At 48.1% G+C, this 16,721-nt stretch carries 11 protein-coding genes; 5 read left to right on the top strand and 6 right to left on the bottom strand.

Annotated elements, in window-relative coordinates; genetic code table 11:
* Positions 1-11: 11 nt before the first annotated feature.
* Both G8759_RS18025 and G8759_RS18030 read right to left on the bottom strand, forming a co-directional pair.
* On the bottom strand, positions 12-3,395 hold the full coding sequence (locus G8759_RS18025) for a DEAD/DEAH box helicase (protein ID WP_167210358.1): 3,384 nt from the start codon (positions 3,393-3,395) through the stop codon (positions 12-14).
* 62 nt (positions 3,396-3,457) lie between these two features.
* Entirely contained in the window at positions 3,458-4,690 is a 1,233-nt protein-coding gene (locus G8759_RS18030; RefSeq protein WP_167210360.1) for a multidrug effflux MFS transporter, read from the bottom strand.
* Between the two features lie 216 nt (positions 4,691-4,906).
* Between G8759_RS18030 and G8759_RS18035 the strand changes: the two genes are divergently transcribed.
* The 4 genes from G8759_RS18035 (at position 4,907) to G8759_RS18050 (ending at position 8,542) form a co-directional block, all read left to right on the top strand.
* Entirely contained in the window at positions 4,907-5,683 is a 777-nt protein-coding gene (locus tag G8759_RS18035) for an arylamine N-acetyltransferase family protein (RefSeq protein WP_167210362.1), read from the top strand.
* A 56-nt stretch (positions 5,684-5,739) separates the two neighbouring features.
* A complete protein-coding gene (locus G8759_RS18040; RefSeq protein ID WP_167210364.1) occupies positions 5,740-6,606 on the top strand; it encodes a LytR/AlgR family response regulator transcription factor in 867 nt (288 codons plus the stop codon).
* Positions 6,607-6,752: 146 nt separating this feature from the next.
* Positions 6,753-7,343, top strand: coding sequence for a hypothetical protein (locus G8759_RS18045; protein WP_167210365.1), 591 nt, complete (start codon positions 6,753-6,755; stop codon positions 7,341-7,343).
* A gap of 47 nt (positions 7,344-7,390) precedes the next feature.
* Positions 7,391-8,542: a serine hydrolase domain-containing protein gene (locus tag G8759_RS18050; protein ID WP_167210367.1), complete on the top strand. Its 1,152-nt coding sequence runs from the start codon at positions 7,391-7,393 to the stop codon at positions 8,540-8,542.
* An 86-nt stretch (positions 8,543-8,628) separates the two neighbouring features.
* Here G8759_RS18050 and G8759_RS18055 read toward each other — a convergent pair whose 3' ends face one another.
* Positions 8,629-10,506 (bottom strand): M1 family metallopeptidase, encoded by a 1,878-nt coding sequence (locus tag G8759_RS18055; RefSeq protein WP_167210369.1) that lies wholly within the window; start codon positions 10,504-10,506, stop codon positions 8,629-8,631.
* Between the two features lie 229 nt (positions 10,507-10,735).
* Here G8759_RS18055 and G8759_RS18060 point away from each other — a divergent pair, with 229 nt between their 5' ends.
* On the top strand, positions 10,736-11,890 hold the full coding sequence (locus G8759_RS18060) for an epoxide hydrolase family protein (protein ID WP_167210371.1): 1,155 nt from the start codon (positions 10,736-10,738) through the stop codon (positions 11,888-11,890).
* 165 nt (positions 11,891-12,055) lie between these two features.
* On the opposite strand, the gene G8759_RS18065 is transcribed toward G8759_RS18060, so the two are convergent.
* From G8759_RS18065 to G8759_RS18075, 3 genes are all read right to left on the bottom strand, one after another.
* The gene (locus tag G8759_RS18065) at positions 12,056-12,694 is read right to left on the bottom strand and encodes a YciE/YciF ferroxidase family protein (protein ID WP_167210373.1); all 639 of its coding nucleotides are present in this window, start codon (positions 12,692-12,694) and stop codon (positions 12,056-12,058) included.
* A gap of 80 nt (positions 12,695-12,774) precedes the next feature.
* Positions 12,775-15,675, bottom strand: a complete 2,901-nt coding sequence (locus G8759_RS18070) for a T9SS type B sorting domain-containing protein (RefSeq protein WP_167210376.1) — start codon at positions 15,673-15,675, stop codon at positions 12,775-12,777.
* 326 nt (positions 15,676-16,001) lie between these two features.
* Entirely contained in the window at positions 16,002-16,700 is a 699-nt protein-coding gene (locus tag G8759_RS18075; RefSeq protein ID WP_167210378.1) for a DUF4097 domain-containing protein, read from the bottom strand.
* Between the last annotated feature and the right edge of the window lie 21 nt (positions 16,701-16,721).

A 16,721-nucleotide genomic window follows, 5' to 3' on the forward strand; every position in this document is an offset into this window, starting at 1 on the left:
GCGTTGTATAATTAGTTCAATAAACGTAGTAAGTCGCTCTTGGTGAGTGATTTAACGAACGAAGCATCTGTTTTTATCAGATTGTTGGCTAGCTCTTTTTTGGACTCCTGAAGTTCCAGGATTTTCTCCTCAATTGTATTGGGGCATATCAATCGAACGGCCACTACATTTTTCTTCTGACCAATGCGGTAACTCCGATCGATAGCCTGATTTTCGACGGCGGGGTTCCACCAGGGATCTACGATATACACATAATCAGCCTTCGTCAGGTTTAGACCCGTACCACCTGCTTTTAGGCTGATCAAAAAAACACGAACGCCATCGTCTGACTGAAACCGATTCACGCTGGCGGCCCGGTTACTGGTCTGTCCGGTGAGGTATTCGAAGTCAATCTGCCGGGCTTCCAGCTCGTTCCGGATCAGGTCGAGCATGGAAACGAACTGAGAGAAAATCAGGATTTTATGCTGTGGAGATTTATTCTCGATCTGGTCGATCAGCATATCGATCTTCGACGATGAGTCACCGTAGAATTCTTCATCGTTGATTAGAACGGGTGAGTTACAAATCTGTCGTAGCTTGGTGAGCCCCTGCAACACATGTAAACGAACCCTTGGAATGTCGCCTTCTTTGGTTGTCAGCAGGAAATTGCGAAACTCCTGTTCGTAAGCGTCATAGACTTTTCGCTGCTCTGGCCCCATGTCGCAGTGGATAATCATCTCCGTCTTGTCTGGTAACTCGGTGGCCACCTGCGCTTTGGTCCGGCGCAGAATAAACGGGCTGATTTTCTTGTGTAGGTCGCGGGCGCGCTGCCAGTCATCAAATTTGTCGATCGGTGTGGAGTAGTGTGCCTTAAAGTGGTTATAACTACCCAACAGGCCCGGACAGGCAAATGAAAACTGTCCATACAGATCGAACGTATTATTTTCGATCGGAGTCCCGGTCAGGACGATTTTATTGCGCGAGGTCAACAGCCGAACCGCCTGATAACGTTGCGATTCCGGATTTTTTATAGCCTGTGATTCATCCAGAAAAATGTAATTGAAGGGGTAATCCTTTAAAAAACGCATATCAGATACGAGCGTTCCATAGGAGGTCAGAATTATATCGAACTGCGCGAACTCCGTTTTTCTAAGTTTACGATTAGCCCCGTAGAACGTATGAATGGTCAGACTGGGTGCAAACTTCGTCACTTCGGCCTGCCAGTTGAACAACAGTGACGTTGGCACAACGATCAGGTTGGTATTTGGGCCATGTTTAGTGCGCTGATAGAGAATAAACGCAATGATCTGGAGCGTTTTCCCCAGTCCCATGTCGTCGGCCAGACAACCGCCGAAACCCAGATCATCCAGAAAGTTTAGCCAGTTCAACCCCTCTTTCTGGTAATCCCGAAGTGATGCCTGTAGCTCTTTCGGTACGGTAACGGGCTGAATGGATTGGAAGTCAGTGAGTTTTGTCGTGAACAATGTTAACTGCTCCTTTACCTGATTGGTCAATTCATCATCGGCATACAGGTTGCGTACAGTCGAAAAGTTGACTTTGGGCGTTCGGATGCGCTCGTCAACCACGTCGCCCGACTGAAAATAAGCCGAGAACCGGTCGAGCCATTCGGTCGGTAAGACCCCCTGTGTACCATCATCGAGCGTAACAAACCGGCTCCTGTTTTTGACTGCCCGGTGCAGGTGTTTTAAGCTAACCTGTTGTTTACCATACGATACGCCCAGCGCTGTTTCGAACCAATCGAGGCCACTGCTGACAATAACGGAGATTTTTGCCTTGTGTGGGTTTAGCTTATTATTCTTTAGCGTATTGAAACCCAGAATGCGAATGTTCTGGCTGTGCCAGGCATCGAAAGCAGCCAAAAACCACTCCTCGTCCAGAAAATGCTTTTTATGTAGATAGAACTGAGGCTGGTCGAGTTGATCCTGAAAATCCGGATGCTGACTGAGGATGGCCATTGTGAAATGAATTTCAGCCTCATCGTCTCTGGCTACTGTAAAAGGTTTGCCTTTCCTGTCGACGGAATAGATCTGTCGTTTCGATAACACAGGCACCTCAACGTTTCCGTACTTCATCACCGGCGAAATCAACACGTAATGCTCAGAATCGGTCAGGTAAATAATACGCTCCCGCTCCTGATCGAAGCCATTCTCGGCTAGTTGCCCTGCGGTTGCCGGTTTCAGGTAAGCATAATTAATTTTAATTCGGTTTTCGAGTTTAAACAGAATCGATTGCTGAAATTCGTCATACTTCGACTGGTGAATAATGATTCTATTCTCTCTGGTACCGAAAAACTGAATAACCCGCAGATAATCAGGATTGTTGATTAAATACAAGGCATCATCAAGCAAGATAAAATAGTCGTACTTAATGGTCAGTTTATGAAACTCATACGTAGCTCCGTCGAGATTCAGCGATCCGCAAATTTCATAAAAGTTACCACTTTGCCGAACCGACAAGGTGATATTAACTGGTCGAATGTCAACCTTCACCGGAACCAGCGAATAAGCGGTGATATTCTCGGAAACGCTGCCTGAGTGATAATAGAAGGACAGTCGTGCTGGGTTTGCGGTAATGAGCAGTAAGCCAGCCAGGTCAGTTTCTTCCTGTTTGGTACGGTGATGATTCTGGAATTTGGCGATTGCCGAATAGAATTTTAGCTCACTCAGATTGTCTGTCTTTGCAATCAGATCCAGCGGTTGAATGGGCGTTAAGGGGTTCTTTGGCTTTCCGTCTCGGGCCGTTGCGGCTTCGTATAGTTCCAGACAAAAATTATCGTAGTAGCGGTGCTTCGTAAAAACGACCAGTTTTTTGAGCGTTGAAGCGTGCTCGCCAACGGCCGGTAACTGTCGACCTGATCTCGGAAGTAGCTGGGCTTCAAGGGATTCCTTGCCAGTCTGGTTGGTGAGAATCAGCTCTTTAAGGGCTGGCCGTATACTGATCGTTTTGTGTTCATAAACCACCTGAAAAAACTCATCTAACCGGCTTTCCTGTTCCAGACCGTAGTCTTTGGCAACCTGTCTGATGGCTTCATATCGCAGTTCCTGATCAAAAAAAATACGAAACTCACGTCGTCTGCCAATGCTAGTTAAAACGTGTACCTGATGAACACACAGGGCATCTTTGGGAGCAGGGCAATTGCAGGAAACCCGCAACGATTCCTCTGTTTGACTAACAACAACATTCGGGTAATACGTAATTCGTGATGTGCTGGTAAACGAACCATAATTCAGGGCAATGACCTGCGGCTGAATATCGATCAACTCATTCGTTGCTAAAAGCAGACCGGAACTGTGGCTGGTCAACACGCTATCGGTCAGCGTCGGAATTGTAATCGTTTCCAGCTCGTAATCATAGTCTGAACTGGGCTTATCGCTACTGCCGGACTGGTTCCGCATCGACTTCGTCAGGGTGTATTTTTCAGGAAAAATGCCGGATTACAGGAGTGTATTCTGACTGTTTACAAGGCAACTTCGGAAACTGAATCCAGTTCTGCCGGTTGATTTTTGTGGTGAATAACCCGTTGTCCAATCAATAAAATGAGCAATCCAAAGATCAGGCAGACCGTCATAACACTGACCATGGGCATGGCGGTGTGATTATGAAGTACGCTAACAGACGCGGACACCAGTGCGCCAAATCCCATGCGAAAACTGCCCATTAAAGCTGCTGCACTACCCGCATGGCGGACGAAGGGGGCCAGCGACAAGGCCGCCGAGTTTGGACCGGTTAAACCCTGACCGCAGAGGAATAAAAAGAGCATTCCAATCAATCCATACAGACCAAACCAGCCTGCCCAGGTGCCAAATACCATCAGCAGGCCCACCACCGTCTGATAGATTAAAGTTGTGTAAATAATCTGTTCGCTGGAGAATCGTTTCAGCAGAAACCGGTTCAATTGGGTGGGCCCGATCAGGGCAATGGCAAGAAACGAAAAGATCCAACCATATTCCTGCTCGCTCACTTTATACAGGTTCATGAATACGTCGGGCGAGCCTGAAATGTACGCAAATGGAGCCGAGGTAGCGATACCGCTTACCAGCGCATAGGTCAGGAACTGGGGCTGTTTCAAAACCGTAAAAAAGCTGCCTAAAACAGCCATTGGCCGAAGCGATAAAGTCGTGTCGGGAGCTTTCCCATCCGGCAGGGCGTAGTAAATGCCGATCAGAATGAGGGTTGTGATAACCGCCAGAATCAGAAAAATCGAATGCCAGCCCAGAGCCACGGTAGCGTAGCCACCCACAGTTGGCGCGATCATTGGTGAAATGGCCAGCACCAGCGTGAGCAATGAAAGAACCTGAGCAATTTCGGTTACCGGAAACAAATCGCGAACCAGCGCCTGAGCGGCCACAATGCCAACGCACCCACCCAGTGCCTGAAGGAGCCTCATCAGAATCAGGGTCTCGATGGAAGTCGTTAGCGCACAGCCAATTGATGCTAGCAGGTAGAGCGCTAAGCCCCCATACAGTGGAAGTTTTCGGCCAAAACGATCCAGCAAGGGACCGTAAATAAGCTGCCCGACTGCAATACCAATCAGGTAAGCCGTTAAGGACAATTGTACCTGAGCAATGGACGTGTGGAGGTCTTTGGCAATGGCCGGAAAGCCCGGCAAATACATGTCAATAGAGAATGGACTGATCGTAGTAAGTGTCCCTAAGATCAGGATGATAATAAAATATTGTTTGCGAGTCATAAACTCCTGGAAAGGTACTTTCTTATAAAGACGTTCTACGATAAGGTATTGTTCCTATACCGGAAGGTTTTTACTGAATAGTAACCAGGCCAGCTCATGCGTCTTATTAAACGGTTGAGTAGTCGATCAGCTCATTTCAGAAGAGAAGTAGTGGGTGCCTTGCGTGAATTACGCCAACTTCGGACCATTAATTAGACCAATTTCAGCCCAATAAACATGGATATCGATGCTTATTTAAAACGAATTCACTACACCGACGAAGTAAATACGACGCTGACTACGTTGCGCAAACTTCATTGCCAACATCAGTTAAGCATACCAATTGAGAATTTATCAATTCATTATGGGCAGGAAATTATTCTTGATCCGGAGTCCTTATTTGATAAGATTATAACACGAAAACGGGGCGGGTTTTGCTACGAACTAAATGGGCTTTTTTTCGAACTGCTACAGGCAATCGGTTTTCAGGTCAAGCGCGTATCAGGGCGGGTTCACGACGATGTAAATGGATTTCATCCAGAATTTGACCACCTCTCGATCATTGCCCATGTCGATGGTATTGACTGGCTCGTTGATGTTGCCTTTGGCCGACACTTTCCGGTGTATCCGCTGTTATTGACACGAAATCAGATTCAGGAAGACCGAACCGGAAGATACCAGATTACGGAACTCGATGCTGACAATCTGGTCATTAAGCAACAGAATGAACAGGGAGACTGGATACCGGGCTATAGTTTTACCTGTATCCCAAGAGATCTGACTGACTTTGCGGAGATGTGCCACTTTCACCAAACGTCAAAGGAGTCTTTTTTCACCCGGAATAAGCTTTGTACAATCGTGACTCCACGTGGGCGAATTACGTTAACGGATCATACACTGAAAATTACGGAGAACGGGCAGGTTGTTGACCACGTTATTGCTGATCAGCTGGAATTTGAGGATTTTTTGCTCGACTGTTTTGGGATTAAAATGACCCGGCCCGCGCTTCATTAATGGCCGACATAAATTACCGCTCTGTTCTGCCAACGTTCGTATACCTGAATTTACGTATGACATCCATTCAATACCCTGACAAAATCGCCCGACTCATCGGCATACCCATCTGGGCTGTTTTATTTCGGCTCATTGGTGATCCGGCATCGCTCGGCGACTTAGTACAATCGCCAATTTTTTACCAGGATGTCGCTGTTGTAACGCTCGTTACCGGATTACTCTGGGCATTGAACCGCTGGCTTATCCGGGAAATGGACAGGCGCTATTCATGGGCAACCCAGCCTCTACAGCGGTTGCTGATACAGGGGGGCATTAGCCTGTCGGGAACAATACTGATCATTACGGTTTTTAGCCTGGTTTATAATAATTTGATTCTGCAACGTCCCGCTCCGTTTAACCTATCGATTACCATATCCAACGATGTGCCGATTGGTTGCCTGTTTATCGTTTTGCTACACATGGCTTACACCATGTATTGGATGGTCAGCTACCATCGACTGACGGTAGCCGCTTTGCAGAATCGTATTGTTGCATTGGAGCATAGCCAGACAAACCCAGTTGAACAGTCCGAAAGTCGGAGTCAGGCACTAAAAACCCTGCTGGTCAATCACGGCAAAGCCTTTGTGCCGGTTGCTACGGAACAGGTAGCGTACGTGTTCATAACCAACGAAATCAGTATTGTTAAAACCGCCGACAACAAATCATTTACTGTAGACGCTACGCTTGAACAACTCAGCGAACGATTACCCGAAACCAGTTTTTTCCGGCTCAACCGCCAGTTTGTTGTCAATCGTCAGGCAATTCGTCGGGTCGAGAATGATGGCGCTGGGCGGTTGTTACTGCATCTACAACCTACTCATGCCGACGAAGTAGCCGTTAGCCGTCGGCGGGTAGCTGAGTTTCGGCGATGGATGGAGCAATAAGGGCCTTCTAATCAATTTACGCTGGTTACCATTCAGTTTTTCATTCCTGCCACTCAACCCACACAACCATCCGGTGGGTAGTTATTGAGCTATTCTGCACCGTTTTTGCGATCACCTTTGCAGCGTTCAAACAACGCTAATGACGCATGATGAAAACGTTGCAATTCGTTCTTTTAGGGAGTCTGGTGTGTATCGGAACGGCTCGGGCACAGGTACAGGTAGTACCAGTCCAAAAAAGTCTGCCAATAACCATTAGTTTATTCGCTGAATCCATCAGCTTGCCCACGATCAAACGGATTAAGAAAGGCGGTATCGGTATCAAAGTTGGTACCGAGTTCTATTACCGAAATCGACCCGGCTCCCAGTTGATACAAACCCTGACGATTGGCTACTACCACCACCCACAGGTTCAAAATGGGCTGTTCATTAATTCCGAATTTGGGTATCGTACGTTCATCGGTAGTTTCTTTGCCGATGCGTTTTTGGGAGGAGGTGCGCTGTTGTTACGCCCCATGGCTCCTTCGTATGAGCGCAACGAAAGCACGGGAGCGTATCGTAAGGCATCGGCCACACAGCTCAAATTTATGCCTTCTGTGCAAACGGGAATTGGCTATCGATTCCCAAATCGAGCCATGATTTTTGCCCATTATGAGCTATTTGGCGAGATGCCAATCCACAACGTCGTGTTGCCGCATCAGGCTCTAAGCATCGGTACCCGGTTTTTTATCCGCCAATAAGCAGGCGATGCAGTAACGAACTGATTAATCCATAATTACAACTTGAAATGAAAAGGAAAAAGACACTCCCTGTACTGGGAGGTGCGTGGCTTATGCTACTAGCCTGCACGACAGACCAAATACCACAACCAGTCGCCGAGTCGGGTTCATCTGATAACTACCACAATCATCCCCGACAGGCCGACTACCAGGCCGCACTGCAAACATTCAGCCAGAAATGGAATTGCCCCGGATCAATTATGTTGCTTAAACGGGCCAACGAATCGGTTTGGGCAGATGCAGTTGGAAAAGCAAATCTCGAATACCAGACCGATCTTCGGATTAGCGACCAGTTTCGAATGGGGAGTATAACCAAAACATTTGTAGCAACGGTCGTTATGAAGTTGCGGGAGCAGGGTAAACTTCAACTGGACGACAAACTGGCAACGCTACTGCCGGAGGTGATGGGTAAAATTCCCAATGCTGAACGGATAACCCTTCGGCACATGCTCTCGCATACGAGCGGTATTTTCGACCCGACCAACGATGATGGTCAATATCAGCTCGCTTTGCTCAATAACCCAGCTCGTCGAACGGCTATGTCAACCGATGAGGTGCTTGCCGAATACGTCTATGGGCGTCCACTCGATTTTAAGCCCGGCGACCGGTACAGCTACAGCAATACCAACTACTGGCTAATCGGAAAACTGATCGAAAAGCAAACCGGGCAATCCTTGCAGCAGGCACTTGAGCAATTTATTGTCAAACCGATTGGCCTGAAAAATACATACATTGACCGGCGCGACGACCGAAACGTGGTTCGAGGGTATAATAACTTTTATGCCAATGGAAAGCTTATGGACGTCACCACATTTGATCGCGCTGATAGCGACGGTCAGGCCAATGGCGGACTTATTTCGACCGCTGGAGACCTGTTTGCCTTCAGCAATGCCCTGTTCAGTGGAAAGCTGATCAGCCTGACTTCTGTAAAAGAAATGATGACTGTGCCGCCGGTTCGGCAGGGAACAACAGAATATGGTCTTGGCCTGGATTCGTATGAATCGCCCATCGGAACCGCCTGGGGTCACAATGGAACACTGCTTGGGGTGGATGCAAACTGGTTCTATTTCCCCGATAAACAAGCGACTTACATCATTCTGGCGAACAATGGGGGAGGAGCCGATAAATCGTTCGTGCACGATTTGTTGAGCAGGGAGTAAAGCAAAAAAAGCAGGGATCAGAGATGAAAAAAGAGCAGGTAAGTGACCTGCCTGGCTTTCATCTTTGATCCCTGCTTTACGGTTAATTACTTCGTTTTCCAGATGTTGTTGCTGGTGTCAGCGTCCATAAAAATACCACCTTCCAGTTTTATCGACTGAACTTTCTTTTGTACCGGGAGATTGATCGTAGCCAGCTTCTGGTTGGATTTCCACAGGTTTGGTGTTTGGTGAAATGTTTCAGTTTTGCCATCCGCGAAGGTTACGATAACGTCAACTGGTGCCACATAACCACCGATATTTTCCAGCGTAACAGTACATTTTGTTGGTGATGTTACAACTTTCTGAATCGCGAAATCAATGTAATGGTTACTGAAAAACCAATTATTCCAGAACCAGCTCAGGTCCTGCCCAGACGTATTATTAAAACTAAAAAACATATCCCACGGAGTAGGGTGTTTGCCATGCCAGCGATTCATAAATTCGTGCAGTGATTTTTTGAATGCCGCATCGCCCAGCAACTCTTTCAGGGCCAGATAGCCAATGGCAGCTTTCCCGTATTCATTATTGCCCAGCGCTGCACCACTCAGAATATTAGCGGGCGTAATAATCGGCAGGTCTTCTTCGGCTGAAGGATCTTTGCTCCAGAAGGCAACCCGAAACTGCTGGAAATTGCTGGTCGCTTTTTCGGTACCCAGGTCAGCCTGGCTAATTAGAAATTCCAGGGCCGTAACCCAGCCTTCGTCCATAAACCCGTAGCGGGTTTCGTTGATGCCCATGTAAAAAGGAAACCAGGTATGAGCGATTTCATGCTCGGCCACAAAGCGCGAAAAGTTGAGGTCTGATGTGGTAGCATCATTCACCATCATGGGGTATTCCATGTCGGCAAAACCCTGAACAATGGTTGTTTTTGGATAGGGATACGGAATGCCGGGCCAGTTAGTCGAAAACCAGTCGAGCGAATGCCGACCGAAGCCAACCATCTGGTGAAAGTCTTTGGCCGTATCCAGAAAAGCAGCCTGAACACTGGAACGCCGATTCGTTGTTTTATCGACCACAACACTCGATGCATCCCAGACGTAATGATTGCTGATGCATAAGGCAATATCGGGCACATAATTCGCTTTCCATTTCCAGGAATTCACCTCCTGCTGTTTGGTAACATTGCCCGATGTTACGTCGGCAAGCGTAGCCACATGAATTATGGAATCGGTGCTCATCGATTCACTCAGACGTTTGGCAAAAGTAGGTTGTAAGACCTCGTCGGCATTGAGTAAATCGCCGGTGGCCCAGACCAGGTAATTTTTAGGTACGTTCACCGTAAATGTATACTCATTGAAGTCGTTATAGAACTCCTGCGCTTCTGTAAACTCCGTACGATCCCAGCCGTAATAGTCGTCATAAACTGCCACACGGGGGTAAAAGTATGCCAGAAAGTAAGTTGTCGAATCAAGCGATCCTTCGCGATTGCTTTCAACCGAAATATCGTAATGCCAATCCAGCGCTAGCTTAACCGAATCACGTGGCATAAGCGGTTTTGTCAGCACAAGACGCTTTGTGGTAGTGGTACCCGCATCCTGCCAGGTTTTGGTGGTGTTGTTTTCAGCGAACTTATCTATATGGATGCCCGAGGTCATGTAATCGGCAGAAGCGGGTGATTGTCGGACAGCACCTGGTTTATGGCTATTCAGAAATAGTTTGAAAACGAGCTGACGCAATGTGTCCGGGCTGTTGTTGATGTACGTAATTTCTTCGGTACCCCGAATGGTTCGATTGGGAGGACTAGCCGTAACGGTGATGGCATAGCGGGCGGAATTCTGCCAGTAATTTTTGCCGGGTTTTCCATCCATCGATCGCGTTCCTTTCTGATACGCCTGCTTCATGTTACGCGGCATGTATAAGCGCTGAGCCTGACTGTTAACCACTGAAAACAAGGTAAGACAGCAAATAAGTACGATTTTTTTCATAGAAAGACTTCTTATGTCAAATGCCGCCGGCGTTGTGGTGGAACGGCTCCCGGCGAAACACCTGTAGTGATATATTGGGCTAAACTATTGAAAAAGCAGAACGCTGAATGAAAGCTTTACACAAACGGTAATTGCGTGGATTGGCGAATTCCCGCACAGTCGTTCAGCCTGTTGCCAGACAACAATCCTGAAAGGAGGGGGTTTACAGTATAGACTCAACACTTGACATATGGAACTACAGCCTTTCACGATCAATATTCCACAGCTAACGCTGGACGATCTGCGTGAACGTCTGATCCGGACACGCTGGCCCGACGAAGTTGACGATTCCAACTGGGATTATGGTACTAATCGGGCTTATCTTCAGGAACTGGTACACTACTGGCATGATGTTTTCGACTGGCGTGAGCAGGAAGCTATGCTAAACCAGTTTCACCAGTTTAAGACAACGATCGAAGGTTTTGGGATTCATTTCATTCATGAACGGGGAAAAGGCCCGAACCCCATCCCTATTCTGCTGACCCATGGCTGGCCGGATTCGTTTCTTCGGATGTATAAACTCATTCCGTTGCTGACCGATCCGGAAAAATACGGTGGGCGAGCCGAAGATTCCTTTGATGTTGTGGTACCTTCGATTCCTGGGTATGGGTTTTCGGATCGGCCCCGCGAAAAAGGGTTCACATCGGGGCGGGTAGCCGAACTGTTTACGCGGTTGATGACCGACAGTCTCGCTTATAGCCGATTTGGCGCTCATGGTGGCGACTGGGGCAGCAGCATTACAGAGCAGCTTGCCTTTGCTCATCCGGATTCCCTGATCGGTATTCACCTGACGGATATTCCTTACCATCATCTATTTACTGTAAAGCCTGATGAATTGACACCTGAAGAACAGGAGTACCTGAAAGCCGGTCAGACCTGGCAAATGAGTGAGGGGGCTTATGCGCTCATTCAGTCGACAAAGCCGCAGACACTTGCCTATGGACTGAATGATTCGCCCGCTGGACTGCTGGCGTGGATTATTGAAAAGTTTCAGCGGTGGAGTGATTCGGATGGTGTGTTAGAACGCAAGTTCACGAAAGAGGAATTACTGACAAATGCAACGATCTATTGGGTGACAGAAACGATCAATTCATCGATTCGACTCTACTATGAAGCCCAGCATCAACCCCCTTACTCGACAACCGAACGAACGGAGGTGCCAACCGGTGTTGCCCTTTTTCCTAAAGACCTGATTCCGCCCCCGAGAGCCTTTGCTGATCGATTTTTTAACGTACAGCGCTGGACGATGATGCCCAAAGGCGGCCATTTTGCTGCGCTGGAAGAACCCGAATTGCTGGCTAAAGATATTCAGAGTTTTTTTCGACCACTTCGGGCATCTGCCTAAACTACTATTGCATTTTGAAAGGCGTTGGTTAACGTTGGCTGGATCAATTTGCCGCTTCCAAAATAGTAGTCATCCCAGCTGTAAGCTTCTACGTATCAATCAAAACAGAACATCCCGAAAGTGCAAAACTTTCGGGATGTTCTGTTTTTGCAATAAGAAAAGGAATTAAACCCCCAAGGGTCCACCCAGCGTTACGTCTGCATCTGTGCCATGAATCGGATGACGGCTGGCATGATGGCTACCCGGATGTTTTTCTTCTTCCTCTCTGGAACGGGTGTTCACGAATGATTCGGCCAGGGTCGTTAATTTATGATCGGTTGCTTTCTCTTCTTCGAGTGTTTGGGCCAGTAGTTCCGCCGACTGAGTAAAATCAAGCACATTGGCCAGTGTCAGGAGCGATCCATAAATGGCAATTTCGTAATGCTCGATTTTCTGCGCGGCAATGATCAGAGCCGCATCGCGCGTCAAAGAGCCCTGTTCCGTTTCCGAAACGACCTGATGGGCATCACTAATCAGCCCGTCAATAGCATGTGATATATGATCCTCGGTCTTTATGCCAATTATTTTGAATATCTCTTCCAGACGTTCCACCTGATTACGGCTTTCTTCCTGATGTTGCAGAAAAGCCGAACGTACCTCATTGGTCGTACTGGCGTCAGCCTGATCGCCAAGGGCGTGGAGCGAACGCTTTTCTGAATAATAAACACGCTTGAGTTCGCTGATAAACAGATCGCGTAACCCTTCGTCGGCCGAAGAGTCATTACCACTGAAAAAACTTCCTATTTTATCTGCCAACGATGCCATGATTTTTGGTTGTATTAGAACTAATGAGTTGATTAATTTAACAACGCCTGATTCGAATTGTTTTCATCTAAAAGGTACTATTATCGCATAGTGACGCCTTCACGCAGAATCTGCACCCAGCCTTTGAGCACATGCGCCGGTGCCTCACGATCCAGCATGGCATACTGTACCGTCACCTGATAGTAATACAACCCACTCGGCAGATCGGCTCCACTGGTTGTTTTGCCATCCCAGGCCAGCGTCGAACTCGTGCCTTCGTAGACTTTGCTGCCATACCGGTTGTACACCACCAACGCTACACTCTCTACAAACCGAGGACACTTTAATGGCTGAAAAAAATCATTCTTCCCATCCCCATTGGGTGTGAACACGTTCGGCAGAACAAAGGCCGGACAGGCATCATTACACACTGTGTTGGATGGTAAACTCTCCACTCCCGACTTGCTGACAGCCGTCACATAATAACAACCTGCCACCGTGGTCAGATTCGGGTGATCAAAACTTGTCGAAGGAGCGGGGATACTGGCTAGTTCGGCTGGTTTATCCTGCTGATAGCGTCCATAATACAGCTTATAGCCCACCACATTGGGATCGCAGGTGGGCCCGCTGGTAAGGGTCCAGTGAAGCTTGTTGGTAAAACTGGTTTGACCGCACAGGCTCTCATTGCTGAGACTAGCACAGTTCAGACTATCCAGTCCCAGGTTTGGCGAACAGGGCTTAGTGGTATCGCTCGGCGTGGCACAGATGATCTGGCTGTAATTTTCGATCGGTTTCAGTCCCGCCAGTTTGGGATCAGCATACTGACCTCGGGTCATCACCCGATAACAGTAGCTGCTATCCGCTGTGAGCTGACGACTGGTATTCCCATCAGCCACAAAGGTATCGTTGCCCGTATCGGTAAAGACATAGGTCTGGGCACCCTGCACCCGCACTTCGGCGATTTTGTTAAAGGGGCCGTTGGGGCCGGAGCGGCTTCGATAGACGTCGTGGGTCTGGTTATCGTTGGTCCAGGGCGTGTTGGCCTGCCAGCTCAGAGCGACCTGTCGCTGGGCGGGAGTAACAGCCAGGCGGACACTGGAAGCGGGGTCGGTCACATCCAGTCGGGTGAGCTGGCCATTGGTGCCTGTGTAGTAAAACTCAACCCGGTAGCGGTAGGCACTATCGGTAGTATTGAGCCCTCTATCTACGTAAACGGTATCCGCAATGCCAGGCTGTATGTTCGTATTGATCGATGCTACATTGGTAAACACAGTGCCGGCCAGTCCAGTAGCTCGCTGGAGCCGATACTGATAGGGAGCGCCCAAATCACCAGGGGATAAGCCAATAGGCCGCGTCCATCGAACCGTAATCCGACCCCGTTGTGTATTCGTGCTATCAACAGTGACCTGGGTTATCACGGGAGCCAGCAGCGGTAATTCGAGACAGGCTTCGGTAGAGACCACACTAAGCCCGCCATTATTGCCAATGCCGGGATTGATGGCTACAATCCGGTACGAATAGCTGACGCCCCGTTTGAGTGAACTGGTATCGATATAGCTGGTCGCCGTATAAGGAATACGGGCAATCTCCTGGTAACCGAAACTGGCAGCCAGACCTGTAATGCAAGCTTGTGGAGGAATAGGCGTACAGCCTTCTTTTCGATAAATGATCAGTTTAGTTGTATCACTTGATCCTCCAGACGAAGCAATTCGGCCGCAGCTATAGGCTGTCCAGTTGAGTTGAATGGCTCGTCCTGCAATGGTGGCCGTGGGGCGGGCCGTCAGGTTTTTGACCGATGGTGCATAGAGTCTTATTCGTAATGTAGCAAATGACACCAAAGAAGCGGTTCCTCTTCCGGGTGGCACATCATTGACTTTGAGGGTAATGTCGTAGGGCTCCTCCCGTGCCTGATTGCAGTTGGTTTGCCAGGAAAAGGTAGCCGTAGCGGGCTGAGGTAAAGGAATATTCCCATTAATTAGTGTAGCATAGTCGGGTGGAATCCGCAGGTCGGCCGGTAAGGGCAGTCCATCGCTATTGATGTTGAAAGGGCCGCCATAGGCTCTGATAATAACCCGCTGACCGTCGGGGTCAGTAGCCGTAATGGATTGCCGGATTAACGTTCCGGCTTCCACGCAAATCTCGGCACCAACAATAAGTGGTCGTTTGTTTGGCTGATCGACAACCGTGACTTGCATATCGCGGATAATCTCGCCAATCAGTACGCCATTGCGCCATTCTTCAATGATAAAGGCAAAATTAAACTGTCCAATCTGACCCGGCGAATCCCAGCAGAGATCACCCGTTACCGGGTCGATCGTAAACGTTGGGGGCGCTCCTCCGTTTTCCCGCGCGGTACTGAATTGGGTAGGGTCCAGATATGCAGGAATAATTCGGCTACGGCAACTATTGGAAATGCCTTCCTGCGGTTTATACAACCGGTACGCTAAACTGTCCCCGTCAACATCGAACGCAGCCGGGTTATGGCAGAATTTCTGACCAACGCGAGCAGAGTCCAACGGCGGATTCAGCATAACGGGTGTTGAATTAACTTCAAGTGCCGCATTGATCAGGATCGTCGTAGACACGTAAAACGAAAGGTTTTCAGAATCGGCGGCAGGCGGTAAATTCAAGGTCCCTTCGTTGCGATTGACAAGCACTGTGCCAATCACATAGGCTCCTGGTCCGGAGTAAGTGTGAATGACCGTGTATGAATTGACGGATGATGTATTTCCATTGATATAGACTCTGCCCGACCGTGCTACAGATTGAACAGTACCATCACCAAAACAAAAAGGCGCTTCAGTTGCCTGATCGGCCGCACCTTTCCCTTTCGAACTTTCGTCGTAATAGGCTGTCAGCGTGATCAGGTAGGTTAAGGATGAACCAGGAAGGCGTCGGGTGGTGATTTCGCCCGCCCGAACGTGGGTTGCCTGACTAACAGTTGGCCGCAAAAGTGCCCCCAGGCACAGTGCAAATAGCCCAATGATGTAAACGAGACGCATAGAGTTATCGCATTTCCCATACAACGCATCGAGCTATAAAACATGTATCTTTTTTCGACTTGAATCTACAAGGTTAAATCAAGAATGTAAGAGCGGGACTAATCACCAGTTACGGCGATTTATAAACTAATATAATTGCGACATAACATGTTGATAATTAGTGTATAGCGTTCTTTCGGGCTAGAGATGAGAATTTTTCGCTTCAGACTTTTTAGAATTTACAGACCGCTTACACAACAAATAGAATCTTTACGGAAAAGCATGTCTATTCCAATAGCCAACTTTTCCGTAAAGATTCTATTTACTGGCTCACCTGGAGCAACTGATTAGTCTTTCTTCCGCAGGTAAATATTGTTGCTGATTGACTCTAATCGAACATTGGGTCCACCGCCGTTTGTAGTGCCTTCCAGCATATAACCCACAATGGGGTCTTTCTGCTTCTTGTTCTTGAAATCAATATCCAGATCTGAATAAACCTCTCCAGTTATGGTTTTTACGGCCAGATTAGCTCCCTTTTCTTTGGGCCAGCTCATATCGACATAACCACTGATGGTTTTAGCAGATACAGCTGATGTTGCCCCCCGAATATCAATGTTGCCATTGATGGATTCAACTTTGAGTTGGGCTTTCTGAGGCAGATAAACAACGTAATTTATATCGCTGCATACGTAGTAATCTTTGCCGTTGCGTTCAGTACGCCAGACAGATTTTGTGCCGGGGCAATCTTCAGATTTACCCTGTTTCAGTAGTTCATTGTCGAAGTCGGTTTTGACGCTGACTTCCTGATCCGTAGAGCCGGTGGTGACCAGCAACGCATCGTTGAGCTTACCGCCATTAACGGTAACGGCTATACGCACAGATACCTGCGCTTTGTCCCAATACCGGATCTGTATGCTATCGGCAAACTTTAAGTTCAGGTTTACCAATTGATTCGGCACAACCGGCAGCGTTTTTTCAATGATTTTCTGGGCAAAAACAGGACTGACGAACAGACATAGTAAGAGTAGATACACAATTTTTTTCATGGCGAAGAGGGGAGTAGGAGT

Origin of the sequence: Spirosoma aureum, from assembly GCF_011604685.1 — a bacterium.
GTDB lineage: Bacteria > Bacteroidota > Bacteroidia > Cytophagales > Spirosomataceae > Spirosoma > Spirosoma aureum.